Origin of the sequence: Microbacterium sp. K24 (genome assembly GCF_004794465.1) — a bacterium.
Classification (GTDB): Bacteria; Actinomycetota; Actinomycetes; order Actinomycetales; family Microbacteriaceae; genus Microbacterium.
On the sequence record NZ_SSDJ01000051.1, the window covers coordinates 1 to 24,674 of the forward strand.

At 68.6% G+C, this 24,674-nt stretch carries 24 protein-coding genes and 1 pseudogene; 10 read left to right on the forward strand and 15 right to left on the reverse strand.

The features are described from left to right. Nucleotides 1-50: 50 nt before the first annotated feature. The 7 genes from DW306_RS03090 to DW306_RS03120 all read right to left on the reverse strand — a co-directional run bounded on the left by DW306_RS03090 (nucleotide 51) and on the right by DW306_RS03120 (nucleotide 9,127). Complete coding sequence (locus tag DW306_RS03090; protein WP_205814086.1) at nucleotides 51-2,171, reverse strand: hypothetical protein; 2,121 nt, start codon at nucleotides 2,169-2,171, stop codon at nucleotides 51-53. Nucleotides 2,172-2,195: 24 nt separating this feature from the next. Continuing rightward, a complete protein-coding gene (locus DW306_RS03095; RefSeq protein ID WP_136054185.1) occupies nucleotides 2,196-3,008 on the reverse strand; it encodes a carbohydrate ABC transporter permease in 813 nt (270 codons plus the stop codon). Nucleotides 3,009-3,010: 2 nt separating this feature from the next. Continuing rightward, nucleotides 3,011-3,886: a sugar ABC transporter permease gene (locus tag DW306_RS03100; RefSeq protein ID WP_136054186.1), complete on the reverse strand. Its 876-nt coding sequence runs from the start codon at nucleotides 3,884-3,886 to the stop codon at nucleotides 3,011-3,013. An 8-nt stretch (nucleotides 3,887-3,894) separates the two neighbouring features. Continuing rightward, complete coding sequence (locus DW306_RS03105; protein ID WP_136054187.1) at nucleotides 3,895-5,163, reverse strand: extracellular solute-binding protein; 1,269 nt, start codon at nucleotides 5,161-5,163, stop codon at nucleotides 3,895-3,897. A 38-nt stretch (nucleotides 5,164-5,201) separates the two neighbouring features. After that, the gene (locus tag DW306_RS03110; RefSeq protein ID WP_136054188.1) at nucleotides 5,202-7,040 is read right to left on the reverse strand and encodes a class I mannose-6-phosphate isomerase; all 1,839 of its coding nucleotides are present in this window, start codon (nucleotides 7,038-7,040) and stop codon (nucleotides 5,202-5,204) included. Next, the gene (locus DW306_RS03115) at nucleotides 7,037-7,924 is read right to left on the reverse strand and encodes an ROK family protein (RefSeq protein ID WP_136054189.1); all 888 of its coding nucleotides are present in this window, start codon (nucleotides 7,922-7,924) and stop codon (nucleotides 7,037-7,039) included. Before DW306_RS03115 ends, DW306_RS03110 begins: the two co-directional genes overlap by 4 nt. A 180-nt stretch (nucleotides 7,925-8,104) precedes the next feature. Continuing rightward, nucleotides 8,105-9,127, reverse strand: coding sequence for a LacI family DNA-binding transcriptional regulator (locus DW306_RS03120; RefSeq protein ID WP_136054190.1), 1,023 nt, complete (start codon nucleotides 9,125-9,127; stop codon nucleotides 8,105-8,107). Nucleotides 9,128-9,308: 181 nt separating this feature from the next. Here DW306_RS03120 and DW306_RS03125 point away from each other — a divergent pair, with 181 nt between their 5' ends. The 4 genes from DW306_RS03125 to DW306_RS03140 all read left to right on the forward strand — a co-directional run bounded on the left by DW306_RS03125 (nucleotide 9,309) and on the right by DW306_RS03140 (nucleotide 12,595). Then, nucleotides 9,309-9,545 (forward strand): hypothetical protein, encoded by a 237-nt coding sequence (locus DW306_RS03125; RefSeq protein ID WP_136054191.1) that lies wholly within the window; start codon nucleotides 9,309-9,311, stop codon nucleotides 9,543-9,545. Nucleotides 9,546-9,620: 75 nt separating this feature from the next. After that, nucleotides 9,621-10,685, forward strand: coding sequence for a phosphogluconate dehydrogenase (NAD(+)-dependent, decarboxylating) (gene gnd, locus DW306_RS03130; protein WP_136054192.1), 1,065 nt, complete (start codon nucleotides 9,621-9,623; stop codon nucleotides 10,683-10,685). Between the two features lie 26 nt (nucleotides 10,686-10,711). Beyond that, nucleotides 10,712-11,437 (forward strand): 3-keto-5-aminohexanoate cleavage protein, encoded by a 726-nt coding sequence (locus DW306_RS03135; RefSeq protein WP_240747032.1) that lies wholly within the window; start codon nucleotides 10,712-10,714, stop codon nucleotides 11,435-11,437. 48 nt (nucleotides 11,438-11,485) lie between these two features. Continuing rightward, complete coding sequence (locus DW306_RS03140) at nucleotides 11,486-12,595, forward strand: GntR family transcriptional regulator (protein ID WP_136054194.1); 1,110 nt, start codon at nucleotides 11,486-11,488, stop codon at nucleotides 12,593-12,595. A gap of 161 nt (nucleotides 12,596-12,756) precedes the next feature. Here the strand turns inward: DW306_RS03140 and DW306_RS03145 are convergent, their stop codons facing one another. The 5 genes from DW306_RS03145 to DW306_RS03165 all read right to left on the reverse strand — a co-directional run bounded on the left by DW306_RS03145 (nucleotide 12,757) and on the right by DW306_RS03165 (nucleotide 18,496). Continuing rightward, nucleotides 12,757-13,869 carry a glycoside hydrolase family 76 protein gene (locus DW306_RS03145; protein ID WP_136054195.1) on the reverse strand — a complete coding sequence of 371 codons (1,113 nt, stop codon included), beginning with the start codon at nucleotides 13,867-13,869 and terminating at the stop codon, nucleotides 12,757-12,759. A 98-nt stretch (nucleotides 13,870-13,967) separates the two neighbouring features. After that, complete coding sequence (locus tag DW306_RS03150; protein WP_136054196.1) at nucleotides 13,968-15,224, reverse strand: ABC transporter substrate-binding protein; 1,257 nt, start codon at nucleotides 15,222-15,224, stop codon at nucleotides 13,968-13,970. A 43-nt stretch (nucleotides 15,225-15,267) separates the two neighbouring features. Next, nucleotides 15,268-16,221 carry a carbohydrate ABC transporter permease gene (locus DW306_RS03155; RefSeq protein WP_136054197.1) on the reverse strand — a complete coding sequence of 318 codons (954 nt, stop codon included), beginning with the start codon at nucleotides 16,219-16,221 and terminating at the stop codon, nucleotides 15,268-15,270. Then, nucleotides 16,221-17,174, reverse strand: a complete 954-nt coding sequence (locus DW306_RS03160) for a sugar ABC transporter permease (protein WP_136054198.1) — start codon at nucleotides 17,172-17,174, stop codon at nucleotides 16,221-16,223. The genes DW306_RS03155 and DW306_RS03160 overlap by 1 nt, the downstream gene beginning before the upstream one ends. Further along, nucleotides 17,171-18,496, reverse strand: coding sequence for a glycoside hydrolase family 125 protein (locus tag DW306_RS03165; protein WP_240747033.1), 1,326 nt, complete (start codon nucleotides 18,494-18,496; stop codon nucleotides 17,171-17,173). The genes DW306_RS03160 and DW306_RS03165 overlap by 4 nt, the downstream gene beginning before the upstream one ends. Before the next feature lie 158 nt (nucleotides 18,497-18,654). On the opposite strand from DW306_RS03165, the gene DW306_RS21170 reads away from it, so the two are divergent. The 3 genes from DW306_RS21170 (at nucleotide 18,655) to DW306_RS03175 (ending at nucleotide 20,402) form a co-directional block, all read left to right on the forward strand. Next, nucleotides 18,655-18,813 (forward strand): hypothetical protein, encoded by a 159-nt coding sequence (locus tag DW306_RS21170; RefSeq protein ID WP_168429212.1) that lies wholly within the window; start codon nucleotides 18,655-18,657, stop codon nucleotides 18,811-18,813. After that, on the forward strand, nucleotides 18,810-19,718 hold the full coding sequence (locus DW306_RS03170) for a hypothetical protein (protein WP_136054199.1): 909 nt from the start codon (nucleotides 18,810-18,812) through the stop codon (nucleotides 19,716-19,718). Before DW306_RS21170 ends, DW306_RS03170 begins: the two co-directional genes overlap by 4 nt. A gap of 210 nt (nucleotides 19,719-19,928) precedes the next feature. Next, nucleotides 19,929-20,402, forward strand: coding sequence for a hemerythrin domain-containing protein (locus tag DW306_RS03175; protein WP_136054200.1), 474 nt, complete (start codon nucleotides 19,929-19,931; stop codon nucleotides 20,400-20,402). A 12-nt stretch (nucleotides 20,403-20,414) separates the two neighbouring features. Here the strand turns inward: DW306_RS03175 and DW306_RS03180 are convergent, their stop codons facing one another. Continuing rightward, entirely contained in the window at nucleotides 20,415-20,771 is a 357-nt protein-coding gene (locus DW306_RS03180; protein WP_136054201.1) for a VOC family protein, read from the reverse strand. A 191-nt stretch (nucleotides 20,772-20,962) separates the two neighbouring features. Between DW306_RS03180 and DW306_RS03185 the strand changes: the two genes are divergently transcribed. After that, nucleotides 20,963-22,201 carry an aminotransferase class I/II-fold pyridoxal phosphate-dependent enzyme gene (locus DW306_RS03185; RefSeq protein ID WP_136054202.1) on the forward strand — a complete coding sequence of 413 codons (1,239 nt, stop codon included), beginning with the start codon at nucleotides 20,963-20,965 and terminating at the stop codon, nucleotides 22,199-22,201. 57 nt (nucleotides 22,202-22,258) lie between these two features. Then, nucleotides 22,259-22,609 carry a hypothetical protein gene (locus DW306_RS03190; RefSeq protein WP_136054203.1) on the forward strand — a complete coding sequence of 117 codons (351 nt, stop codon included), beginning with the start codon at nucleotides 22,259-22,261 and terminating at the stop codon, nucleotides 22,607-22,609. A 31-nt stretch (nucleotides 22,610-22,640) separates the two neighbouring features. On the opposite strand, the gene DW306_RS03195 is transcribed toward DW306_RS03190, so the two are convergent. Further along, nucleotides 22,641-23,642: an SDR family NAD(P)-dependent oxidoreductase gene (locus DW306_RS03195; protein WP_136054204.1), complete on the reverse strand. Its 1,002-nt coding sequence runs from the start codon at nucleotides 23,640-23,642 to the stop codon at nucleotides 22,641-22,643. Nucleotides 23,643-23,733: 91 nt separating this feature from the next. On the opposite strand from DW306_RS03195, the gene DW306_RS03200 reads away from it, so the two are divergent. Next, the gene (locus DW306_RS03200) at nucleotides 23,734-24,312 is read left to right on the forward strand and encodes a TetR/AcrR family transcriptional regulator (RefSeq protein WP_240747034.1); all 579 of its coding nucleotides are present in this window, start codon (nucleotides 23,734-23,736) and stop codon (nucleotides 24,310-24,312) included. A 66-nt stretch (nucleotides 24,313-24,378) separates the two neighbouring features. Here DW306_RS03200 and DW306_RS21175 read toward each other — a convergent pair. After that, nucleotides 24,379-24,674, reverse strand: a pseudogene (locus DW306_RS21175) (Lrp/AsnC family transcriptional regulator); the annotation flags it as partial.

The following is a 24,674-nucleotide window of genomic DNA, read 5'->3' on the forward strand; positions in this document are numbered from 1 at the left end:
CGAAAGCGACCAGTTGCGCGATTCGAAAGCCCTCCACTCCTTGCGGTCGGTCAGCGACCGGGGGTCGGGGAGACCCCTCCCGCCGCGTCGATGTCGTACATCCGCTCGCCGACGCGCAGGCCGTGCAGGCGGGCGTGGGGGTCGATCGCGGCGACGCACCCGGCCGCGCGGATCTCGCCGTCGGCCGTGACGGTCACGCCGAACAGCGCCTCGATCACGAGCTCGACCCAGGCTCCCGACGACGAGCACGACCAGTCGATGATGTACGGCAGCTGCGGCGGAGCCTTGCGTGCTCCGCCGTTGATGCCGGGCACGGCCTCTTCGACGAAGTGCGCCTGCCCCATCGGTCCCTGGTTCGCGGTGCGCGAGAGACCTTCGATCCAGGTCGTGAGCACCTCGGGCGCACCGAGGGCGGCCAGCGCGCGTCCGGCATCCGCGGGCCACGCCGGGTAGGCGCCGTTCCACTGGTGGTCGGGCCGCGGGCTGTAGCTGGCGTCGGGATCCCAGGGCGACAGCGCCCGCATCCAGTTGTCGGTCTGCAGCTCGCGCTGGAAGAAGTCGACCATCTCCGTCCGGATGCCGGGGGCGAGGTCATCGGCGATCGTCGTGCCGACGACGCTGAAGTCGTAGCAGTGCCGCACCGGCAGCAGGGTGCCGTCGGGCTGCCCGGCGGCGAAGATCCCCTGCCCGGGAAGGTAGCGCTCGATGACCGCGGGCAGCAGCCCATCGGCCTCGGCGCGCAGCGACGCCCCTGTCGCGGTGTCGCCCTGCAGCTCGGCGAGCGACGCGGCCGTGCGCATGCTCCATACGTTCGCGGCGTTCAGGCTCGCGACCTCGTGCGTGTACGAGCTCACGCATTCGAGCAGGTTGTCGATCTCGCCGTAGTCCGCGAGGGGTGCGTCGCGGCGCAGCTTCTTCCACGCCAGCGCCCACTGCCGCACCGACTCCGCGATCGTGTGATCGCCGACGATCTCATCGAGGAACGCCGTGTCGCCGGTGAAGCGCACGTAGTCGTGCACGAGCCGGGTCATGGCGTAGTCGTTGACCGAGTACCAGCGACCGACCGGGCCGCCGGTGAGCGACGAGGTGCCGAAGTGCGAGTGGATGTCGAGCGAGATCCAGTGCCGCACTTGGCCCCGCATCTCGGCCGGGTCGAGCAGGGCGTGGCTGACCGAGCTGAGGCTGTAGTCCCAGATGAACGTCGTGGTGCCCCAGTAGTTGGGCATGAGGGTGTCGTACGAGCGCCCGAGCACGTTGCCGGCGAAATCGCGGCGGAACCAGATCACGCCGAGAACGGCCCACCAGTACAGGCGGCGGAGCGGTGCGGATGCCGTGTCGAGCACCGGCAGCGATCCCGAGAACTCGCCGTCGTCGGGATCGAAGGCGGCGCGCAGCTGACGGTTCCAGAACTCCTCCGCCGCGGTGACGACCCCCGGCACGTCGGCCGTCACGAGGTCATAGGTGCGGGTGGCGTCATCCGCCGAGATCCCGACGGCCTGCACGTACGCGGTCCGCGCGGTCTCGCCTGCCGGCACCGCGAGAGTGATGCTCAGCTCGCCTCCGCGCCCGTTCCCGCCGATCCCGGTCTCGAACTCCTCGGGAAGCGCCGCCACTCCGCTCAGCGCCGCGGAGCCCCCGATGATCCCCTGCACGCTCCAGGCCGCGGCATCCGTCGACGAGAAGAGCACGCGCTCGCCGTCGACCGTCGCCGAGTCGGTCTCCGAGGGCGATTCGGCATCGAGCCACGACTCCTTCGAGCGGGTGACGCGCGCCGCCGCCGAGAGCGACAGCCGCACCTCGCGATCCGACGGCCCGGAGTTGTGCACGGCGATGTCGATCGCCACGGCTGTCCGGCCGGGCACGCAGACGGTGGTCGTCTCGATCTGCAGGTCGCCGACGGTCGCCCGGCGCACCACCCGGTCCGCCCGCCACTCGTGCGTGACCGGCACGCCGTACGACGCGAACAGCCGCCCGTCGACGAACAGCACCGCCGTCTGAGCGAGGCCCTGCGACACCGGCGGGAACTGCACGGCGCTCAGGGCCGTGAGGTCGTGGTCGACCCGCACGGTGCCGAGCATGTTCGTCAGGCCCGAGGGCGCGATCATGTCGTCGAAGTGGTGGGTCACCGCATCGGCAGCGAGGTCATCGACGGTGGGGATGAGGGGATGCATGATGCCTTCCGAGGGGCGTGAGGGTCAGTACTGCCCGAGCGCGAGGCCCTTGGCGAAGAACCGCTGGGTGCAGAGGAACAGGATCACCGTGGGGAGCGACACGAGCACGGCCGCCGCGAGCACGACCGACATCTGTGCCCCGCCATACGTGCTCTGCATGCCGGACAGCGTGGTGATGATCGGACGGATATCGTCGGACTGGCTGAGCGTGAGGCCGAGCAGCAGGTCGTTCCACACGAACGTGGCCTGCAGGATGAAGATCGCGACCAGCGCGCTCGACGCCATCGGCAGGTACATCCGCGTGAAGATCCGCCACGTCGTCGCCCCGTCGAGCACGGCCGCCTCGAATACGTTGTGCGCGACGCCCGTGAAGAAGTTGCGCATCACGAATGCCGAGAAGGGGATCGAGATCACGGTGTAGATGATGACCATGCCGACGCGGGTGTCGAACAGGCCGATGCGCGAGTAGGCGTCGAACAGCGGCAGCAGCACCATCTGCAGCGGGAAGACCGTGCCGCCGAAGATCACGACGAACCAGAGGAATCCGCGCTTCAGCCGCAGGGCGACGATCGCGAAGCCGGCAGCCGCACCCACGAGCACGGCGATGATCGGCGAGACGATCGAGTAGATCAGGGTGCTCACGATGCTGTTGCCGAGGCCCGACAGGGCGAACGCGTCGGCGAAGTTCTCGAACAGGTGGAAGTCGGTGGGGATCCACGACTCCTTCGAGGTGAACGTCGTCGGGTCCTTCATCGCGTTGACGACGAGGAGGTACGCGGGCAGCAGCCAGATGATCCCGAGGATGACGAGGACGGCCGTCCTGATGGCTTTCGACATGCTCACATCTCCTTCTTGGGCGAGAGCTGCTGGCGCAGATACAGCACCGAGGCGACGAGGGTGATGACGGTGAGGAACACGGCGATCGCCGAGCCGAGACCGTAGTCGCTGTTCACGAAGGTCTCCTTGTACATCGTCAGAGCGAGGGTCTCCGAGACCGTGCCCGGCCCGCCCTTGGTCATGCCCCACACGATGTCGAAGGTCTTCAGGCTCGCGACGATCGAGAGGCCCACGACGACCGCGGTGAGCGGACGCAGCATCGGCCACAGGATGCTGGTGAAGAGGCGGATGCCCCCGGCGCCATCGATCCGGGCGGCCTCGAGCGGCTCCTTCGGGATCGCCTGCAGACCGATCGTGAACAGCAGCGCGTTCACGCCGACGCCCTGCCACGACGAGGCGATGATCATGACGATCGTGTTGAGGGGAGCATCCAGCAGCCACCGCGGCGGATCCGTGATGCCGAACGCCGCGAGCGCCTGGTCGAGTGCTCCGCCCGACGACAGGATGAACGACCACACCACGCCCACGCCGATGCCGGAGAGCGCGTAGGGGATCAGGAAGGGAAGGCGCAGCCAGATGCCGCCGCGGAGGTTCCAGGTCAGGAGCGCGATCGTGAGACCGATGCCGACCGGGATGATCAGCGTGCCGACCACCCACAGCACCGTGTTCAGGGCGGACCCGACGAAGTCGCCGTCGGTGAACATCTCGACGTAGTTGTCGAAGCCGATCCAGTCGGGGCTGCCCAGACCGTTGTAGTCCGTGAAGCTGAGGAACACCGTCCACAGCAGGGGCAGGTAGAGCAGGATCGCGACCAGGAACACGCCCGGGGCGATGAAGCCCCGGGCGGACCACTGGTACGGCGTCTTCTGGTGCGCCATCGGCGTGACTACTCCTGCTCTGCCCAGTACTTGTCAGCCGTGGCCTGGATCTTCTCGAGGTACGGCATCGGGTCGCCGGGGTTGGCGTTGAAGGCGCCGAACTGCTCGATCGCCGTGGTCACGATCTCGGTCGGCATGGCCTCGAAGAACCGGTCGTAGAGCGAGTAGCCGTCGCCGGCGATCTGCTCGCCGATCTCGGCCAGCGCCGGGTCGGACACCTTCGCCTTCGGGTTGAACGCGACGTCGCCGTGCGCGTCGTTCCAGGCGGTCTGCGCGTCGGGCGACATCCACCATTCGGCGTAGGCGAGGCCGAGGTCGCGCTGCTTCGAGTTCTCGGCGGTGCAGAGCGGACCTGATTCGACGGCCACCGGGGTGGTCGCGAGGTCGCTGTTCACCGCCGGGATCGCGAACATGCCGTAGTCGTCGGTGGTCATCCCGGCGCCGGCGAGGTTGCCCGCGAAGAAGGTGCCGAAGTTGATCATCGCGTAGTCGCCCTGCTTCAGGCCGACCGCGGGGTCGGTGGTGCTGCCCGCGTCGCTGAACCAGCCGTCCTCGTGCTCGTCGCGCCAGACGTTCATGATGTCGACGATCTCGGGGTCGGTGTACTTGACCTCGCCGGTGGTGAGGCCTTCGTACAGGTCGGGGTCGGTCGAGGCGACGAGGTGCTCGAACCACTGGAACGTGAAGAGCACGCTGGTCTGGTAGTACGGCGTGACTCCGGCGCTCTTGAGCGTCTCGGCCGCGGTGTTCAGCTCATCCCAGGTGGTCGGCACCTCGATGCCGTTGACCGCGAACGCGGCCTTGTTGTAGAACATGATCCAGTAGGCGATGTTCATCGGCACGCAGTACTGCTTGTCGTCGTACGTGTAGCTGTCGCGCAGGTCCTCGCTCACCCAGCCCTCGTCGACGGCCTTCTTCCAGATGTCGGTGGTCTCGGCGACCAGGCCCTCGTCGACGAGCTCCTTCAGCGATTCGCCGGTGTGCCAGGTGAAGAGGCCGGGGGATTTGGCCGTGCGGAACGACTGCTTGATGAAGGCGTCGTACTGGTTGGCGTCCGAGTAGCCGGTCGTCTTCAGCGTGATGTCGGCCGCCTCGCCGCTCGTGCCGTTGAGCGACTCGAAGTCCGGCTTCCAGGCCGCCTTGTCGGTGTAGAAGTCGAGGGTGCCGGTGACCTCGCCGGAGCCGGCATCCCCTCCGCCTCCTGAGCAGCCGGCCAGGGCGAGCCCGCCGATGATCAGGCCGGCCAACCCGGCGGCGATCTTGCGTCGCGCGTTCATGCAGAACTCCTTCGTTCGTTCGGTGTGCTGTGTGCTGTTCAGTTGTCGCTCGTGCGCGAGCCGCGCACGTACGCCTTGACGGTCGCGAAGCGGGCGCTCCGCGAGTGCTCGGTGCGCTCGATCCGGTACGCGCCCACGGCGGCCGGCACGATGAACGTCTCGGCGTAGTGGATGACGAAGGGCTCGAAGACGCCGGTCGGGCTGATCACGCGCACCTCGTCGCCCTCGACGAGGTTGAGCACGTTGACCGTGCCGTCGGTGTCGTGGTCGGCGCCCTGCGTGAACCAGTGGCGGCGCACCTCGATGAACTCGAGCTCGTGCAGCCCCGTGCTCTCCTCGGTCACGTCGTCGTCGGTGCGGATGGTCTCGACCTGGCCGACGAGGTTCTCGGTGACCCAGGCGGTGTCGCGGTCCCACTGGATGTTGCGGGTGCCGTGGTCGAGGTGCACCGGACGCGGGATGCCGTCGAGGCCGACGCGGCCCCAGTCCCAGAGCTTGAAGGTGAAGATGAACGGCGTCGCCGAGATCTCGAGCACCATCGAGTTCGCGCCCGAGCAGTGCACGGTCCCGGCGGGGATCGCGAAGTGGTCGTGCTTCTTCGCGGGGAACGCGTTGACATAGGTGTCGGCGGGGAACGGGTGGTCGCCGTCCTGCGCCGTGGCCAGATCGCGCAGCATCGCGGTGCGATCGATGCCCTCCTTGGTGCCGAGGTACACGACCGCGTCGTCGCCGGCGTCGAGCATGTAGTAGCTCTCGTCCTGCGTGTAGTGCATGCCGAACGTGTTCTGGATGTAGTCGGTCAGCGGGTGCACCTGCAGGCTGAGGTTGCCGCCGTCCATCGTGTCGAGGAAGTCGAAGCGGATCGGGAACTCCGCCCCGAACCGCGCGTAGGTCTTCGCGCCGAGCAGGTCGACCGGGCGGCTGAAGACGAGGTCGAGCGCGGGGATCTCGATGACCCCGCCCTCGCCCTCGAGCAGGAGCGAGTTCTCCTCGGGCACGCAGTCGAAGCACCAGGCGTAGTTGTCCTTCGACGGGTCGAGCCCGATGAGGTTCTTCATCCACTGCCCGCCCCAGACTCCAGGGTCGAAGAACGGCACGACGCGCAGCGGCCGGGTCGCGGCATCCTTCAGCGTCTGCCGGAACGCGGTGCCCGAGATCATGCCGGCATCCGGAGAGTCGGGGTGGGTCTCGGCGGGCGCGATCGCGTTGCCGTCGAGCACGAAGTCGAGGGTCGCGAAGAGGCCGCGCTTGTAGCGGTCGGCGACGCGCCACTCGACGAAGAAGCCCCGCTTGTACTTGCGGAGGTTGTCCTCGTCGGGGTTGGCGGCGCGCCAGTTGGTCGCGCCCTTGCGCTGGCGCAGCTGGATCTCCCAGCGCGCCATGTCGACGAGCACGGATGCCGCAGGCCCGTCGAGCAGCGGTTCGAGCAGAGCGGCGCCCCAGCCGATGACGACGGTCGGCGCGGTCGTGATCGCGCGGGCGAGGGCGTCGAGCTTCTCGGCGTCGTAGAAGTCCGCGAGGGCGAAGTGGCTCATCACACCGAAGACGCGGTCGTCGGTGAGATTCGGGGCGATCAGCTGTTCGACCTCGGCCTCGGGGCGGGCGGCGGTCTCGACGTCGACGAGGGTCCATTCCGGGAGGGCGTCGCGCACGAGAGCGGTGAGCGCGGGGACGTCGACGCCCGGATACGTGTCGACGATCAGCACCGGTGCGGTGCCGGTCGCCCGGGCGCGCACCTCGGCGACCTCGGCCGCTTCGAGCCAGCCCGCGGCGCCGCGGAGGATCCGCTCACCCTCGGGCAGGGAGATCGTGGGCTGCGTGTCGTAGCGACCCCGGGTGGTGTGCCCTTCGTGCATGTCGCTGATCGGGGTGGTCACTGATCCTCCTGGGAGTGCGTGGCGTGAGGCGGGGTGGCGCGGGCCAGGACGCTCAAGCCGCGTGCGACGGAGAGCTCGGGCTCGGGCGGGACGACGAAGCGGGGCGCCGTCATCGACGGCCACAGGTGTGCGGTGACGTACGACTCGATCGGCTCGCGGACAGCGGCTCCCGCGCGCAGGATGCCGCCGGAGAGGATCACGACCGTCGGGTCGTACGAGTGCACGAGCGTGGTGACGACAGCGCCCCACACATGCAGGAAGCTGTCGCGGATGTCGGCGTGCGCGTCGGTGGCGAACACGTCGCTCATCGTGACGTCGCCGGCGTCGCGGAGGGTGCGGCCGCTCGCGAGGGCCTCGCCGCATCCGACGTTGCCGCACGGGCAGACCGGTCCGTCGAGGTCGACCGTCACGTGCCCGCCGAGGATGCCGGCATGACCGGTGCGCCCCCGCAGCGGGATGCCGTCGATCATGGCGGCCGTGCCGATGCCGGTGCCGAGGGTGACGAGCACAGCGTCGCGCTCGCCGGCGGCGCTTCCGATCGAGGTCTCGCCGACGAGGGCGGCGCGGGCGTCGTTCTCGACGACGGCGGGGAGTTCGAACTCGCGGACCGACCAGGCGTTCAGGTCGAAGTCCCGCAGGAAGTCGTATTTGGCGTTGGCGTGCAGCATCCGCCCGGTGTCGGGGCCGACGACTCCGGGGACCGCGATGCCGACGGCTTCCGCTCTCCTTCCGGTTCCGGCGAGGAGCTGGCGCGCTGCGGCGGCCGCGTCGGCGAGGTCGGCCGCGCCGCCCTGCACGGGGATGCTGCCCGAGGAGAGAACGCGCGCATCGTCGATGACGGCGAGCTTGATCTCGGTGCCCCCGAAATCGATGCACAGCTCCATTGACGTCCTCCTCGGCGAATGTTGGTAACGTTATCAACGAGATTGGGGAAGTGTCAACACCCGTCTCACGATCACGCGAGCGGCCCCTTTCCGTGCGACCCGGCCCGCTCTGGACGCACACAGAGGGCCGGTTCGGCCGCAAGGGGCCGGGTCGGCAGGTCGTAGGAGCAGGTCGGAGGGTCAGCGCACGCCGCGCAGCGCGACCGGCAGCTCGATCTCGCGCACCGGGGCGTCGCGCTCGCCGCCGTCGAGCCGGTCGAGCAGCAGTCGCGCGGCCGTGCGGCCGAGCTCGCGCGGGTCGTGATCGATCACGCTGATCGGCACGGGCGAGAGCTCGGCGAGTTCGAAGTCGTCGAAGCTCATCAGCTCGGGGAACTCCGCGGCCGCGCGCGAGCCGGTGCCGATCTGGTGGCTGATCTCCTTGAGCGCGCCGATCGCGTTGCGGTTGTTGGCGCAGAAGATCGCGGTAGGCGGCTCCTCGATGCGCAGCAGTGCGCGTGTGGCCTCGCGGGCCTGGTCGACTGTCTGCTGATTCGCCGAGACGAGGCGCTCATCGACCGGCAGGCCGCGTTCCTCGAGCGCCTGCACATATCCGGCGTAGCGCCGCGCTCCGGTGAAGATCGAGAGCGTGTTGCCGAGGTAGCCGATGCGGGTGTGGCCGCTGTCGATGAGGGCGGTCGTGCCGCGGAAGGCGCCGTCGATGTCGGCGAGCACCACGCTGTCGGCCTCGAGCCCGTCGATGCGGCGCGAGGCGAGCACCACGGGCACGCCCTGACTCTGCGAACTTGCCAGATGGGCGGATGCCGTGCCGGCCGGCACCACGATGAGACCGTCGACGCGGCGGCCGAGGAAGTCGCCGACGAGATCGGTCTCGCGCGTGACGTCCTCCGACGTGTTGCCCAGCAGGATGCGGCGGCCGGTGAGCGCGGCCTCTTCTTCGACGCCGAGTGCGAAGGTGCTGTAGTACGGGTTCGCGATGTTGGTGATCGCGACGCCGATGAGTCCGCTGCTGTGACCTGGACGGATGCTGCGCGCATTCTCGTTCCGGTGGTACCCGAGCTCGGCCACGGCTTCGAGCACCCGCTGCTGCACATCCGGCTTGACGTTGAGGCCGCCCGACAGGGTGCGCGACACGGTCATGGGGCTGACGCCGGCGCGCAGCGCGACCTCTTTGACGGTGGGGCGGCGTGTGCGTTCGCCCATGCCCTGCCTCCGCCCTGATGCTGCCGCAGTCCTGCCTGTGATCCAAGGGAACGTTACCAGCGCGCCGCAGAATATCGGAGGTGTCTCTGGGACCCGGCGATGCCGACGCTGCGACGTGTCAAGGGCCTCCTCCTCCTCGCCGGCCTGGCCTAGAAAAGGTGCAGACAGAAGGGATCACCGCATGGCTGCAGGCGACATCGAGACGTTCCACCGCGACGGCATCTGGTTCAACCGCATCGAGGGGGAGTCGCAGACGCTGGGCGACGGCTTCGCAGCCGAGGCCGAGGCCGCGAAAGTGGGCCGAGAGGCGGCCGTCGCACGCCAGGTGCAGCACTCGGTGCGATCGGAGGAGGGGCCGTCCGCCGACGCCCCCGGAGAGGATCCGCACCCCCGCGATCTGTACCCGCGAGGATCATGACACCTCGGGGGCGTAGCATCGGCCCCAGGTGCGCGCATCACGCGCATCGTCGCGAACACTTCCGGAGGGAATGCAATGCAACTGGCGATGGTCGGACTCGGACGAATGGGTGCGAACATCGTTCGCCGGTTGATGCGCGCGGGCCACGAGTGCGTGGTCTATGACGTGAACGCGGAGGCCGTGCAGGCACTGGTCGCCGAGGGGGCGACCGGTGCGGACAGCATCCCCGATCTGGTGTCGAAGCTCGAGGTGCCGCGCGCCGTCTGGATGATGGTGCCCGCATCGCTCACCGGGCAGGTCGCCGACGAGGTCGCCGCGGCTCTCGAATCCGGTGACGCGCTGATCGACGGCGGAAACTCGAACTACCGCGACGACGTGCGCCGCGCGGCGGCGTTCCGCGAGAAGGGCATCGACTACCTCGACGTCGGCACGAGCGGCGGCGTCTTCGGGCTCGAGCGCGGGTACTGCCTCATGGTCGGCGGGCCGGATGCCGCGGTGCAGCGCCTCGAGCCGATCTTCCGCACGATCGCTCCCGGCGCCGGCGAGATCGAGCGCACCCCGGGTCGCACCGGCGACTTCGCGCCCGAGGAGCTGGGCTTCCTGCACTGCGGCCCGTCGGGCGCCGGTCACTTCGTGAAGATGGTGCACAACGGCATCGAGTACGGCATCATGGCGGCGCTCGCCGAGGGCCTCAACCTGCTCGACAATGCGGATGCCGGCATCCGCGAGGCGGAGCACTCCGCCGAGATCGCGCCCCTCGAAGAGCCGGAGTTCTACCAGTTCCCGATCGACACCGCGAAGGTCACCGAGCTGTGGCGCCGCGGGTCCGTGGTCTCGTCGTGGCTGCTCGACCTCACCGCCGCGGCGCTCAACGAGAACCCGAAACTCGACGGCCTGGCCGGTCGCGTCTCCGACTCGGGCGAAGGCCGCTGGACGGTCAAGGCGGCGGTCGACGTCGGCGTTCCGGTGCCCGTGCTCGCGGCATCCCTCTTCGAACGCTTCGCGTCGCGCGGCGAGGACCACTTCGCGAACCAGGTGCTGTCGGCCATGAGGCTGCAGTTCGGCGGCCACCAGGAGCTTCCCGCCGGTGACGTGCTCGAGGCCGGGAGCCGACGGTCGGAATCGGGTTCGGGCAGCTGACGGATCGCGGGTCGAGCGTGTTGCAGGTGTGCGTCAATGGCGCGAGAGACATCGCGGAGCATCCGTGGCTGGTCGCCGATCCCGCCGTCATCGCGGAAGACGCGGCGCGGTCTGTCGCGGCGGGAGCGCAGGCGATCCATGTGCACCCGAAGGATGCCGCGGGCAAGGACAGCGTCGACGGCGGCGATGTCGCGCGATGGCTGCGTGCGGTGCGCGCGGCGTGCCCCGACGTGCCGGTGGGGGTGACGACCGCCGCCTGGGCGGAGCCCGACGTCGAGCGGCGTCTCGCGGCGATCGAGGCATGGACGGAGCTTCCGGACTTCGCCTCGGTCAACTGGCACGAGGCCGGGGCCGATGCGGTCGCCGCGCTGCTGCACAGCCGCGGCATCGGCGTCGAAGCGGGGATCTGGGATGCCGGGGGCCTGGAGGTGTGGCGGGCGTCACCGGTGCGGGGCGATTGCCTGCGCGTGCTGGTCGAGCTGCCCGACGAGGCGGCCGAGGTCGTGCGTGACCACGCCGAGGGCCTCATCGCGCACGTGCTGCTCGAGGAGCCGGACATGCCGATCCTGCTGCACGGCGAGGAGGGGTCGGCCTGGCCGGCCTTCGACCTCGCGGTCGAGCTCGGCCACGACACGCGGATCGGCCTCGAAGACGTGCTGACCCTGCCCGACGGGATGCCAGCCTCGACGAACGCGGCGATGGTGCGAGAGGCGGTGGGGCGGATGCAGGGGCACGGAGCTTTGTCGTCGTGACTCCACCCCTGTAGATTTAATATAACTATTCACGGCGAGGGGACGGGCGTGCTCTACAAGCGGGTCTACGAAGCGCTGCGCGAGGCGATCACTCAGGGCACCTACGCCGTCGGCGAGAAGCTGCCGTCGGAGGCCGAGCTCTCGAAGCAGTTCGAGGTCAGCCCGATCACGGTGAAGCGGGCGCTCGAGCTGCTGCGCTCCGACGGCATGATCATGCGCCGGCCGCGCATCGGCACGGTCGTCACGAGCGCCACCCCGACCACGGCCACGGTGCGCGTGACCGCCGAGCCCGCGCGCGACTCCACCCTGATCGGCTGCGTGCTGACCAGCTTCGACGACACCTTCGGCAACAAGATCATCGAGGGCATCCTCGCGGCGACGGGTGCGGACACGCACGTCATCATCAAACGGTCGGGCGGCGACCTCGCCGACGAGGACGCCTGCATCCGCGCGCTGGTGGATGCCGGTGTCGACGGCCTCATCCTGCTGCCCAGCTCGTCGGAGTACATCCCTCCGGCGGCGCTCGAGCTGGTCGCGAAGAAGTTCCCCGTCGTGATCCTCGACCGGATCTTCGACGGCATCCCGGTGTCGGCCGTCTGCTCCGACAACGCCGCCGGCGGCCGCGCCGCGACCGAGCACCTGCTGGAACTCGGGCACCAGACGATCGGGTTCGTGAGCTCGACCAGTCACGTGTCGTCGAGCGACGACCGGCGCAGCGGCTACATCCACGCACACGCCATGAATCATCTGCCGCTGGAGAACCGCGCCGAGCTGCGCACCATCGGCTCGACCGTGCCCGGAAGCTCCGAGACCGCCGAAGACGACATCGCCCGGCTGGTCGAGTTCGTGGAGCAGCATCCCGACATCACGGGATACGTCGCCGCCGAGTACAACATCGCCCTGATGCTGCGCGAGGCGTGCGACCGGCTCGGGCTCGACGTGCCCGCCGACGTCTCGATCGTGTGCTTCGACCACCCCGACGCGTTCTTCGACACCCGCATGTTCCGGTACACCCACATCCGTCAGGAGCAGCACGAGCTGGGCGCCAAGGCCATCGAGTCGGTGCGGCGGCAGATCGGCGCGGCGCATGCGATCGAGAAGGTCGTGCTTCCGACCGAGCTCGTGGTGGGTGCCTCGTCGGCGGCGCCGCGGGCCTGATCCCGGCCGACGAATCTCGGACACCGCGACGTTTCTCGGAGAGTTCTCCGGGGATTCATCCGAGAAACGTCAGGACCTCCGAGAAACGTCACCCCCGCGGATGCCGCGGGCACACAAATCCGCCCGCAAGCCGAAGCCCACGGGCGGATCCGTGCCGAGACTCAGCCCGCGACGCGCTCCCCCATCGTCGCGCCGGCCTCGGCCCCGGCATCCCTCGCTTCGAGACGGGCCCGCTGCTCGACGGCGAAGATCGCACTGACCATGGTCGAATACGGGATCCACTCGACCGGACCCTTCGACCAGTCGTTCCCGGGGCGCAGCCGTCCGCCGACGAGACCGTTCGCCCACAGGGCATCCGTCCCTGTGCGCAGGAACCGCTCGAGTTCGGCGCGCTCCTCCCCGAACGAGCCCTCCGCCGCGAGCACCGCGAGCAACTCGCCGAGATACCGGTAGTACACGCCCTTGAAGAGTCCTTCGTCGCCGCCGTCGCCCTCATCGGGGAACACCGTGCCGTCGCTCAGCTCCCGCACGGCGGTGGACGCCGTCTGCACGGCCCGCTCCAGGAACGCACGGTCGCCGGTCGCCCCGAACAGCTCGACGGCGGCCCCCACGTACAGACCCTGGTTGTAGGTGAACCGCCACTGCGTGTCGACCCGGCCGTCGCCCTCGCGGTTGACGCCGTCCTCGACGAAACCGTCGGCGCCGACGAGGGTGGCCGTCAGCCAATCGAAGGCCGTGCGCGCGTACCCGAGGTAGTCGCGCGAGTCGTCGCGCCGGCTCAGCCGCACAGCGAGGATCACGAGCGGACCGTTCGCCGGAGTGTTCTTGTACACGAGCTGCTGCTTGCGCCAGGCGAGGCTCCACCCGAGGGTGTCGTTCCACCCCTCGGCGATGACGTGGTCCCAGATCGCGATCGCCTCGTCGAGGTACCGCTGCTCGCCGGTCGCCTCATGCACACGCTCGAGTGCGAGGGCGAACCACAGCATGTCGTCGAAGTAGTCGTTGAAGAGCTGTCCGCCGTTGCGCTCGACGATGTTGTCGCGGGCGACGATCGCCAGCGAGCGCCAGGCCGGATCGCCGGAGCGCTTCCAGGCATCGATGCGGGCGTCGATCACGTGGGCGAGCCACCAGTAGTTGAACACCTCGGTGTTGCCGCGGTCGTGCGGGTGGCTGTTCGCGAGGTACTGCGAGCCGCCCACCCGGAAGAAGTGGTCGAGGCTCTGCTGCGCGATGTCGGCGCGGGCCGACCAGGTCTCAGCGGTCGTGCTGGTCATGATTCCTTTTTCTGTGGTGGCGTTCGAATCGCGCAACTGGTCGGTTCGGGCCGTCAATAGCGACCAGTTGCGCGATTCGAAGGAGGGGGTAGGCCGGGTCAGCGGTTCTGCTCGAGGATCTGGTCGCCCTGCTCCTGCGCTTCCTTGAGCGCCTGCTCGGCCGAGATCTCGCCGGACAGGAAACGCTCGAGCGCCGGGACGAGGGCTTTGCCGTCGACGTCGGAGTAGCCCTTCACGTTCGGGCGGGCCTGCGCGTAGTTCATCGTCTCGATGAAGGCGGAGTAGTGCTCGTTCTCGGTGAAGTACGGGTCGTTCGCGGCCTCGATGTTCGCGGGGATCCACCCGGCGATCTCACCGAAAGCGACGCCGTTCTCGGCCTCGGTCGTCCACCACTTCATGAACTCCCATGCGCCTTCAGCGTTCTTCGCGCCCTCGGGGATGACGAGCCCGAAGCCGCCCATGTACGCGCCGGTGTCGCCGTCCGGCCCGGCGGGCGGCGGCACGACGCCGTACTCGAGGCCGTCGACCTTGTCGAGTGTCGAGAGGGCCCACGGTCCGTCGAGCTTCATCGCCGTCTTGCTCTCGGCGAACGAGTCTCCGGTGTCGCCGAAGCCCTGCTCGTAGACGTCGGCGTCGAGCAGACTCTTCCAGAACTCGAGCACCTCGATGCCCTCGGAGCTGTTGTACGCGGTCTTGGTCTGGTCGTCGTTGAGCAGCTGCCCGCCGGCCTGGGCCAGGTACATGTTGAAGAGTCCGGGATCGCTCAGGTCCATGCCGGCCTGGGTGAGCTTGCCGCCGTCGGACACCGCGAGGGCCTCGGCCGCGGTCTTCAGCTCGTCCCAGTTCGTGGGTGGCTCGACACCGGCATCCGCCAGCAGGGTCTTGTTGTAGAGCAGCGAGCGGTTGTCGACCAGGAGCGGCAGGCCGTAGAGGGTGTCGTCGACTGTCATCTCGCCGAGGGCCGGCTCGTAGAACATGCTCGTGTCGACGTCGTCCTTCTCGACGAACTCGTCGATCGGCGCGAGTGCGCCCTTCGGCGCGTAGAGGGCGGTCTGGTACCTGTCCCACAGCACGACGTCGGGAACCTGGCCGCCGGCGAGGGCGGTGAGCAGCTTCTCCTCGACGAGTTCCTGCGGCACGTACGAGACCTCGTACTCGTCCTGGGATTCGTTGAAGCGGGCGGCCTGCTCCTCGAGCTGGTCGACCTGGTCTCCCGACCAGGAACCCCACATGACGACGGGTTCGGGTCCGTCTCCGGATGCCTCGCCGCCGGAGCCGCCGGACGCGCAGCCGGCCACGGTCACGGCGAGCGCCGCGGTGGCGACGACGCTCAGTACTCGCAGGTGTTTCTTCATCGAACTCTCCTTGGTGATGGTGTGCGGGGTGAAGGGGGAAGTGTCATTTCGAGCCGACGTGCGCGACGCCCTCGATGATGTATCGCTGGGCGAAGAGGAAGACGAGCAGCACGGGCAGGCTCGCGATCACAGTCCCCGCCATGAGGGGTCCGTACGCGGTCTCGTAGTTGTTGACGAACGAGGCGAGCCCGACCTGGACGGTCATCATGTCCTGGCTGTTGAGCACGATCAGCGGCCAGAGGAAGTTGTTCCATCCGGCTTGGAAGCTGATGATGCCGAGCACGGCGAGTCCGGCCTTCGCGAGCGGGAAGTAGATGATCGCGAAGATGCGGAACTCGCTCGCGCCGTCGATGCGTGCGGCCTCGCCGAGCTCGTCGGGCAGCGTCTCGAAGAACTGCTTCATGAAGAAGACGGCGAAGGCGCCGGCAGCTCCGGGGATGATGACGGCCCAGTACGTGTTGATGAGGCCGAGTCCGCCCTGTCCGAAGACGTCGTTGCCGCCCGCGAAGGGGATCGACCGCAGAATGAGGAACGAGGGGATCATCGTGATGATGCCGGGGATCATGAGCGACGACAGGAACACGGCGAACACCGCCGCCCGGCCCTTGAACCGCAGCTTCGCGAGGGCGTACCCGCCCAGGGCGCCGAAGAAGATGTTCGTCGCCGCGCCGCCGATGCCGAGCACGAGCGAGTTCACGAAGTACCGACCGAACGGCACCTCGCCGAACACCTGCAGGTAGTTCTCGATCGTCGGGTTCGCGGGGATGAGGTTGAGCGCTCCGGAGAGGATCTCGCTCGCCGGCTTCAGCGAGGTCGAGATGGTCCACACGAGAGGCGCGACGGTGATGATGCTGATGAGCACCACGCCGATGTACCAGGCGGTCGTGCCGACCTTCTGCCGGGTGGTCTTCTTGCGCTGGGTGGGCAGCGGGGCGAGAGGAGCGGATGCCGCGAGGGCGGTCTCGACAGCCCGACCGCCGTTGAGGGTGTTGGTCATCAGACGTTCCTCCTGTTCGTGAGCCGCGCATTGAGCAGGGAGAACACGAGGATGATGAGGAACAGCACGAACGAGAGGGCCGACGCGTACCCCATCTCGAGGGCGCCGAAGCCCTTGTTGTAGATGTAGTAGACCATCGTGACGGTCGAGTTGCCCGGGCCGCCCTTGGTCAGCACGTAGGCCTGGTCGAACACCTGGAAGGCGCCGATGATGAGCAGCGTCGACACGAGGAACGTCGTGCGGGTGAGCGACGGCAGGGTCACGTAGCGGAACTGCTGCCACGCGTTCGCGCCGTCGAGGCGGGCGGCTTCGTAGAGGTCGTTCGGCACACCCTGCAGGCCGCCGAGGAAGATGATCATGTTGGCGCCGAACCCGGCCCAGACGCTCATCATGACGATCGCGATCATCGCCCACTGCGACTCGTAGAGCCAGGCGGGTCCGTCGATGCCGAACCAGCCGAGCACCACGTTGAGGAGGCCGTTCTGGGGGTTCAGCATCCAGAACCAGATGGTGGCGGTCGCGACGGTGGAGGCGACGACGGGGATGTAGAAGAGTGTCCGGAAGATCCGCACCGCGCGGTGGCGGCGGTTCAGCAGCAGGGCCGCGCCGAGGGCGACGATGAGCCCCGCGGGCACGTAGAGGATCGTGTAGTACGCGGTGTTGCGCAGGGCGATCCAGAAGAACGGGTCGACCGCGATCTCGAAGTAGTTCTCGAGCCCGAGCCACTCGAAGTCGCCGACGATCGCGTAGTCCGTGAAGCTGATCACGAGGGCCATGACGATCGGCAGGGCCATGAAGACGACGAACAGCACGCCGGGCACGAGCAGGAACAGCCAGGCGTTCCAGGTCATCTGCCGGGCCGAGGGGTTGCGTGACCTCCGTGTGCGGCGCGGCTTTCCCGCGGCGGGCGGCTCGATGTCGGATGCCGGGCGCTCGAGCGTCGGGGCGCTCATGCCGGACGCACTTCGGTCAGGGGCACGCGAGTGAGGGTGCGGAGCCCGGTGATGTCGAGCACGAGTTCGCAGAACATCGCGTTCGCCCACGAGAACCATTCGCGGGTGAAGGTTGTGGGATCCGTCACGAGGAACGACTCGTGCATGAGGCCGGTTCCGGCATCCGTCTCGAGCAGAAGGCGGCGGATGCGGTCCTTCTCGGCGGGGTCGTCGGTGGTGAGCGCCTCGATGCAGAGCCCGATCGGCCAGACATGGCCGGCGGGCGTATGCGGGCTGCCCAGCCCGCTGGAGTCGGTGCCTGAGGGGAGCTCGCCCTCGACCCAGGTGGGATTCGCGGTGCTGAGGATGAAGCGGCGCGTCGCGAGGTACAGCGGGTCGTCGGCGCCGCACCACCCGAACATCGGCAGGGAGAGAAGGCTGGGTACGTTCGCGTCGTCGAGAAGCAGGATGCCGCCGCGCCCGTCGATCTCGTAGGCGTAGACGTCCTCTTCGGAGGGGGCGGCGACGATCGCGTGCTCGTCGATGCCGCGCTGGATATCGGCGCGGAGTCCGCGTGCGCTCGCCGCGAGGTCGTCGTCGCCGAGCACGTCGCGGGCGATCGTCTCGATGTGCTGCAGCTCGACCGCGGCGAACATGTTGCCGGGCACGTTGTAGCCGTGCTCGCAGGCGTCGTCGCTGGGGCGGAAGGCCGACCAGGTGAGTCCGGTCGGTACGGTCTCGCTGCCGCGTCCATCGCGCACGAGAGTGTCGGTCGAGGGGCCGTCGAGCCGCTGGAACCGATACGTCGAGCGCTCTTCGTGGTGCTGTTCGGTGCGCCAGAGAGCGATGATCGTTCTGGCCGCGCGGGCGAAGGAGTCGCCGAGATGGTCGGTGCGTCCGGTGATGGTCCAGAGGTCGTGGGCGAGCTGGATCGGATAGCAGAGCGAGTCGACCTCGTACTTGCGCTCCCACACCCAGGGCGACTGCTCGGTGAGGTCGCTCTGGTGTCCGGCGCCGTTCGCCTCGGCGTTGAAGGCGTTGGCGTAGGGGTCGAGCAGCACGTACTCGATCTGTCGGCGGGAGACCGCGGCGATCATGTCGCTGATCGTCTGGTCCTCGGCCGCGAAGTGCAGATACGGGCCGAGCTGGGCGGTCGAGTCGCGCAGCCACATCGCGGGGATGTCGCCGGTGAGCATGAAGAGCGTGCCGTCGGGCATCGTCCGGAGCGTCGTGCCGAGGGTGTTCTCGAAGCAGCGCTCGAACATGGCGGTGGTCGCCTCGTCGGCGCGCTCGCGGACGCGCTCCACGACGGATCGGATGAAGGCCGAATGGGTGTGAGCCACGATGCTCCTCGGTCGAAGTTCTGCCGCCCTGCGTTGGGCGACGTGACCGAGTGTAGGACGGAAACACGAATAAGTCTATTTATATTGTCTGGTCATAAAAAAGTATATGTAATGCTGGACCTCGGTCCCGCTCCGCGTCTCCTGAGTAGCCTGGGCGCATGTTCTCCTACGGCGTCCTGACCTTCATCCTCATCTACGTCGCGATCGCCCTGATCGCTGCACTGATCCTGTGGTTCGTCATCTACACGGCAGTGCGTGCGGCGCTGACCACGCACCGACAGGCTGTCGCCGCGGAGCGACACGGCCGCCGCGAATGAGTGACGATCACCGCACCGGCGCAGGTCGAGGGCCATCCTTCGCGATCGGCGTGGGCGGCGGCATCCTGGGCCTCCTGCCGTGGTTCGTCGGTGGCGGCATCCTCCCGCTGCAGAACCTGTGGGCGACCGAGACGATGCCGGCGGACATGCCGTTCGTCCTGCTGCCGCTGAGTCAGTACTCGGCGATGCTGCTGTTCGTTCTCGTGCTGATCGGCGGGGTGTTCGCCGGAGTCGCGGTGCACGTGCTCGCTCGGCGGCGCGCGGTCGCGGCGTGGCCGGCATCCGTCGGGGTCCTGCTCGTTCACCTCATCGCGGCCGTGCAGAGCTTCGCCGTGCTGGCCGGGGGCCTCGAGCTCGGGGGCGGTGACAGCCGCACGGTCGTCTACTTCGCCGGGATGCTCGGCGGCACGATCGCCGCAGTCCTCCTGGCGCAGGTCGGATTCTGGATGACGTCACGTCGCTCCGTCGGGATCGCGGCGTTCGGTGTCGCGCTCGCCGCTGTGCCGTTCGGAACCTGGTTCACCCGCTGGTTCGTCGCGGTCACCGGTGAGGCCTTCGCATCCGCCGTCCTGTCCGACGTGGGGCGCTGGCTGCCGGCTGCGGTCGTCGGCGGCGCGCTGATCTGGTGCGGGGTGCGACCGCTGTGGCGGATCGTCGTCTGGGTCGTGTCGCTGCTGATGCTGTGGGTGCTGCCGGCGCTGTTCGGGGCGTTGCAGTACGGACTCGGCATGCGGGTGCTCGACGGCGACATCCCCGAGATGATGCGGGCGTCGGTGCAGGTGTTCCCGATGATGCTGGCCGTCGGATGGTTGCCGGTGATCGTGGCGCTGGTCATCGCCGTCGTCGGGACGGTCGTGCGGGTGAGCGTCGCGCGGGACAGGGCGGATGCTGCGCCGACGCGGTGACGATTCGCGGAGCCGGTGACGATTCGCGGAGAGTTTCCCGTGGATGACTCCGTGATTCGTCAGCACCTCCGCGAAACGTCGCCCCCGGTCCACCCGAGAGCCGTGCTATTTTCTCGGGAGCGTCGCGTGTCGGTGGCAGGCTGTGTCAGACATGGAGGCGTGGGATCCGAAGGAGCACGACGATGAACACGTCGACCCCTTCGCCCTCACGTGACTGAGGGCGAGAAGACCAGGCTCCTCGCCTGGGGCAAGGAGCTGCGCAGCGTCCACGGGCGGCTGCGCACAGCACTGTCCATCACGCGGGAGGCGCTGGCATCCGGCGAACCACCGGGCGGATCGGCGACTCGCGATCTGCTGCTGTTCTGCCACGGCTTCTGCGCGGCGCTGACCGGGCACCACGAGGGGGAGGACCGGGAGCTGTTCCCCGCGATCGCCGCGGAGCATCCGGAACTGCGGGAGACGCTGCGCACGCTCGAGCAGGATCACTCGATGATCGGGCACCTGATCGGCGGCCTGCAGACGGCGGTGGATGCATCCGCCTCGCCTGACGAGTTGTCGCGGCACCTCGAGGGCATCGCGGCGATCATGGAGAGCCACTTCCGTTTCGAGGAACGGCAGCTGCTGACCGTTCTCGAGACGCTGGAGTGGGATGCCGACCCCGGCAGGGTTCTCGGGCCGCTGTGACCGGTGGGCCTATCAGCGGGCGGCGTCGACGACGCAGAAGCGGTTGCCCTCGGGGTCTTCCATGATCACGTAGTCGGCGTCGGCCGGTCGCTTGTCCCAGTGCACCTCGCGCGCGCCGAGCCCGGTCAGGCGGCGCACTTCGGCGGGTTCATCCTCGGCGTAGAGATCGAGGTGGATGCGCGGCGGGAGCACCCGCTCGGAGTGCGCGGCATCGAGCGAGATGCAGGTGCCGTCGCCTTCGCGCGGGCGGAGCACGACCCAGTCCGGCTCTGCGGGGTCCCTCTCGACGAGATCGAGGGCGGCCTTCCAGAACGCGGCCTGCGCCGGCAAGTCGGTGACGCGGATGACGATCGAACCGATGGTCAGCATGCGCACGAGTCTAGGCACGAGGGGCGACAGCGGCCAGGGGCGGATGCCGGGCCACCGCGTCACGGATGGACACGCGATATGCCGGGCGGGCGAGGCGTTCTAGATTGGAGACTTCCCCCGAAGGAGTTCCCGTGTTCGACTTTTCCGCCCGCCGTTCCTGTTGCGGCCACCGCGCCTGATCGGCATCCGCTGTGACCGACCCGCACGCTCCGCATCCGTTCGACGCCCGCTCGCGCGTACACCTCGATCGCCCGCACAGCCGTAAGTGGAGTCTGCATCCCGGGCATATCGGGGCGTGGGTCGCGGAGATGGACTTCGGCGTCGCGCCGCCGATCGCCGAGGCGCTGCAGCGGGCCGTCGTGGACGAGAATCTCGGGTATCTTTCGCCGCCGGTCGCCGCGGAGCTCGGCGAGGCGACGGCCGACTGGATGCAGAACGAGTACGGGTGGGCCGTCGACCCGGAGCGGGTGCATCCGGTGTCGGATGTGATGGCCGCTCTCGGCGTCGCCATGCGGGAGTATGTGCCCGAGGGATCGCCGGTGATCGTGCCGACTCCGGCGTACATGCCGTTCCTGACATATCTGCCGGGGATCGGGCATCCGGTCATCGAGGTTCCGGGCATCGAGGTCGACGGGCGCTGGCAGCATGACCTGCAGGCGATCGACGAGGCCTTCGCCGCGGGGGCGCGGACGCTGGTGCTCTGCAACCCGCACAACCCGACCGGCACGATCGCGGGACGCGAGGAGCTCGAGGCGATCGCCGCGGTCGTGGAGCGTCACGGCGGCCGTGTGTTCGCCGACGAGATCCATGCGCCGCTGCGGTTCGACGGCCGTCCGTTCATCCCGTATGCCTCGATCTCCGAGGCGACCGCCGCGCACACCGTCACCGGCACGAGCGCGTCGAAGGCGTGGAACATCCCCGGGCTGAAGACCGCGCAGCTGATCACGTCGAACGATGCCGATCAGCAGCTGTACAAGCGGTTCGGGTTCGCCGTCCAGCACGGGGCCTCGACGCTCGGGGTCGTCGCGTCGACCGCGGCATACCGCGAGGGCAAGCCATGGCTCGACGATGTGATCGCGTACCTGGACGGGTCTCGGAGGTTGCTGGCTGGGCTCGTGGAGCAGCACCTGCCGGGTGCCGTCTACCGCATTCCCGAGGCGACATACATCGGCTGGATCGGCACCGCCGCTCTCGGCATCCCCGGCCCGCCCGCGGAGTTCTTCCGCGAGCTGGCCGGCGTCGTCCTGACCGAAGGGCGGCTGCTGGGCCGCGAGTATGCCGATTACGTACGCATCGTGTTCGCGACGCCGCGGCCCGTGTTGGAGGAGGCGCTGGCGGCGATGGGGATGCCGCGCGCCGAGGTCGCGGCTGACAACACGCGGCGCCTCGCGCTCGGGCCTTCAGCGGACCGCCTCGAGCGGATAGCGTGAACCCGAGCCGAGGCGGGTCAGCGGTCGTGCTGACGTCTCTCGAAAGAGGAGAAGACGATGAGCGAAGCGGAAGACGACTGGACCGTTCAGATTCTCGCACCCGAGCCGGCGGTGCCATCGACGGAGTACCGCGCAGGGAGGCCCTTCAACGAGTACTCGCTGTCCGGTCCCAGCCGCCGCGGTGGCCGCGTCGTCGATGCGAGCGTCGACGCGATCAAGGCGAACTGGCAGGAGACGATCCAGAAGCTCACCGAGATCGGCGACGGCATCGACGACGATGCGGCCGGCTGGGGCGTGTCCGAGATCGAGGTCGGCCTCACCCTGAGCGCGAAGGGGCAGCTGCTCTTCATCGCGGAGGCGAGCGCCGAGGCATCCGTCAAGATCACGCTGACCCGCCGGCCGGCCTGAGTCGCGGGATCCAGCATCGCGGCAGGCCGGCCTACTGGACCGACCATCCACCATCCGAAGTCAGCACGGCGCCGTTGATGTTCACGGCGTCGTCCGACAGCAGGAACGTGATCGACGCGGCGAGGTGCTCGGCCGTCGCGACGGTCGGGATGGCCTGCTGGAACGGAGCGAGGCGCCCCGAGCCGTACTCCGACATGTTCGGGGGCATCGGGATGCCGGTGGCCACGCCGCCGGGAGCGACCGAGTTCACGCGGATGCCCTTCGGCCCGTACATGAACGCCGCCGACTTCGTGACGCCGATGATGCCGTGCTTGCTGGCCGTGTAGGCGTTGCCCGAGGCGTTGCCGCGCAGTCCCGCTTCGCTCGAGACGTTGAGGATGGCTCCGCGACCGGCGGCCTCCATCACCGGGAGCACCGCGCGCATGAGCTTGAACGGCGCGGTGAGGTTGATCGCGATGACGCGGTCCCACACGGCATCCGTCGTCTCGCCCGCCGGGGAGAAGTCGTCGTTGATGCCCGCGACGTTCGCGAGGGCGTCGATGCGGTCGCCCGCGGCGGCGAGCACGGCGTCGATCGCGTCCTGCTTCGTGAGGTCGCCGGCGACCGTGACGATGTCGGCATCCGGCAGTTCCGCCTTGAGCGCGTCGAGCTTCTCGGCGGCGATGTCGCTGGCGATCACGCGGCCGCCTTCGCGGGCGATGCGGGATGCCGTGGCCTTGCCGATGCCGGATGCCGCGCCGGTGACGATCACGGTCTTGCCGGCGAAGCGCGCCGACGTGGGCTTCTCGGTCCATCCGGTGGACTCGTCGTCGGCGGGGATCTCGCCGCCGTTGGCCGCGCGCACGAGGTCGTCGACCACGGACTGCGGCATGGCGCCCTGGCTCATCGCGACGAGCTGCTGCAGCGGCAGTCCCAGCACGGGGGTGAGCAGCGAGGGGTCGGAGCCGGTCTTCTCGAACAGTGCGCGGATGAGCGGGCCGCCGGACGGGTCGTTCATCCATTCGCCGATGGTGGAGTGTGCGGTGAGGGCCATGCTCGTTCTCCTTGTTCGAGTCTCGCAACGCACCTATTTCGCAACGGTGCGTCTACTTATAATTCAGTGTACGCCTGAGTACGCTCGGATGGTGCCTCGTCCTCGCAGTGAGAAAGCCCGCCAGTCGGTGCTCGATGCGATGCGTGCCGCGCTGAGCGACCACGGCTACGAGGCCGTGACGATCGAGGGACTGGCGGATGCCGCGGGCGTCTCGAAGCAGACGATCTACCGGTGGTGGCCGTCGAAGGCCGCGATCCTCGGTGAGGCGCTGCTCGAGGGCGGGTTCCCGGCGGCCGACGTGACGGTGCCGTTCACGCCCGACCTCGCCGCCGACCTGCGCGCGTGGTTCTCGGCGATGAGCACGTCGCTGGCGGATGCCGACGGCGTCGCGGTCGCGCGGGCGCTCATCGTGGTCACGGCATCCGACCCCGAGCTCGGGCTCGCGCTGAACGAGAAGCTCGCCTCGCCGATCCGCGAGTGGGTCGCGGCACGGATGGCGCTGGCGATCGAGGCCGGCGACGTGCGGGCGGATGTCGATGCCGCCGCGATCGCGGACCAGTTCGTCGCGATGGCGAGCTATGCCACGCTGCTCGGTCGGCCGCTGGGCGATCAGCGGGTCGAGGCGACGGTGAGTGTGCTGCTGCGGGGGATCGCGGCATCCGGTCGGTGAGCGAGGCGGTCGTTGGGCGAGGTGCGAAGCGAGGAGCGAAGCGTCGAGACGAGACAGCTCTCCCGCTCAGATCAGGAGCGGCACGACCTCGCCTGACGCCCGCCCGTCCGGCTGCAGCATGTGTCCGAGGTGCTTGGTCGTGCGCAGCACTACCGACCGGTCGGCGATGCTGACGCTCGGCAGCCGCTGTTCGATGACGGCCTCCATGCGTCCGACGTCCTGGAGGGTCCGCAGCCACACGGCCATGATCACGTTGTACTCCCCGACGGTGTTCGCGACGAGACGCACCTCCTCCAGGCGTCCGAGCTGCGCACCGACCTGTGAAGCCGTCCCCGCGGGCACCCGGAGGAAGTACCACGCGT

Coding starts and splice junctions, on each gene's coding strand:
- DW306_RS03195 (WP_136054204.1), bottom strand. CDS start 23,642: ATGGCCCTCACCGCACACTCCACCATCGGCGAATGGATGAACGACCCG.
- gnd (WP_136054192.1), top strand. CDS start 9,621: ATGCAACTGGCGATGGTCGGACTCGGACGAATGGGTGCGAACATCGTT.
- DW306_RS03125 (WP_136054191.1), top strand. CDS start 9,309: ATGGCTGCAGGCGACATCGAGACGTTCCACCGCGACGGCATCTGGTTC.
- DW306_RS03150 (WP_136054196.1), bottom strand. CDS start 15,224: ATGAAGAAACACCTGCGAGTACTGAGCGTCGTCGCCACCGCGGCGCTC.
- DW306_RS03105 (WP_136054187.1), bottom strand. CDS start 5,163: ATGAACGCGCGACGCAAGATCGCCGCCGGGTTGGCCGGCCTGATCATC.
- DW306_RS03100 (WP_136054186.1), bottom strand. CDS start 3,886: ATGGCGCACCAGAAGACGCCGTACCAGTGGTCCGCCCGGGGCTTCATC.
- DW306_RS03120 (WP_136054190.1), bottom strand. CDS start 9,127: ATGGGCGAACGCACACGCCGCCCCACCGTCAAAGAGGTCGCGCTGCGC.
- DW306_RS03115 (WP_136054189.1), bottom strand. CDS start 7,924: ATGGAGCTGTGCATCGATTTCGGGGGCACCGAGATCAAGCTCGCCGTC.
- DW306_RS03190 (WP_136054203.1), top strand. CDS start 22,259: ATGAGCGAAGCGGAAGACGACTGGACCGTTCAGATTCTCGCACCCGAG.
- DW306_RS03160 (WP_136054198.1), bottom strand. CDS start 17,174: ATGAGCGCCCCGACGCTCGAGCGCCCGGCATCCGACATCGAGCCGCCC.
- DW306_RS03170 (WP_136054199.1), top strand. CDS start 18,810: ATGAGTGACGATCACCGCACCGGCGCAGGTCGAGGGCCATCCTTCGCG.
- DW306_RS03145 (WP_136054195.1), bottom strand. CDS start 13,869: ATGACCAGCACGACCGCTGAGACCTGGTCGGCCCGCGCCGACATCGCG.
- DW306_RS03090 (WP_205814086.1), bottom strand. CDS start 2,171: ATGCATCCCCTCATCCCCACCGTCGATGACCTCGCTGCCGATGCGGTG.
- DW306_RS03095 (WP_136054185.1), bottom strand. CDS start 3,008: ATGTCGAAAGCCATCAGGACGGCCGTCCTCGTCATCCTCGGGATCATC.
- DW306_RS21170 (WP_168429212.1), top strand. CDS start 18,655: ATGTTCTCCTACGGCGTCCTGACCTTCATCCTCATCTACGTCGCGATC.
- DW306_RS03180 (WP_136054201.1), bottom strand. CDS start 20,771: ATGCTGACCATCGGTTCGATCGTCATCCGCGTCACCGACTTGCCGGCG.
- DW306_RS03155 (WP_136054197.1), bottom strand. CDS start 16,221: ATGACCAACACCCTCAACGGCGGTCGGGCTGTCGAGACCGCCCTCGCG.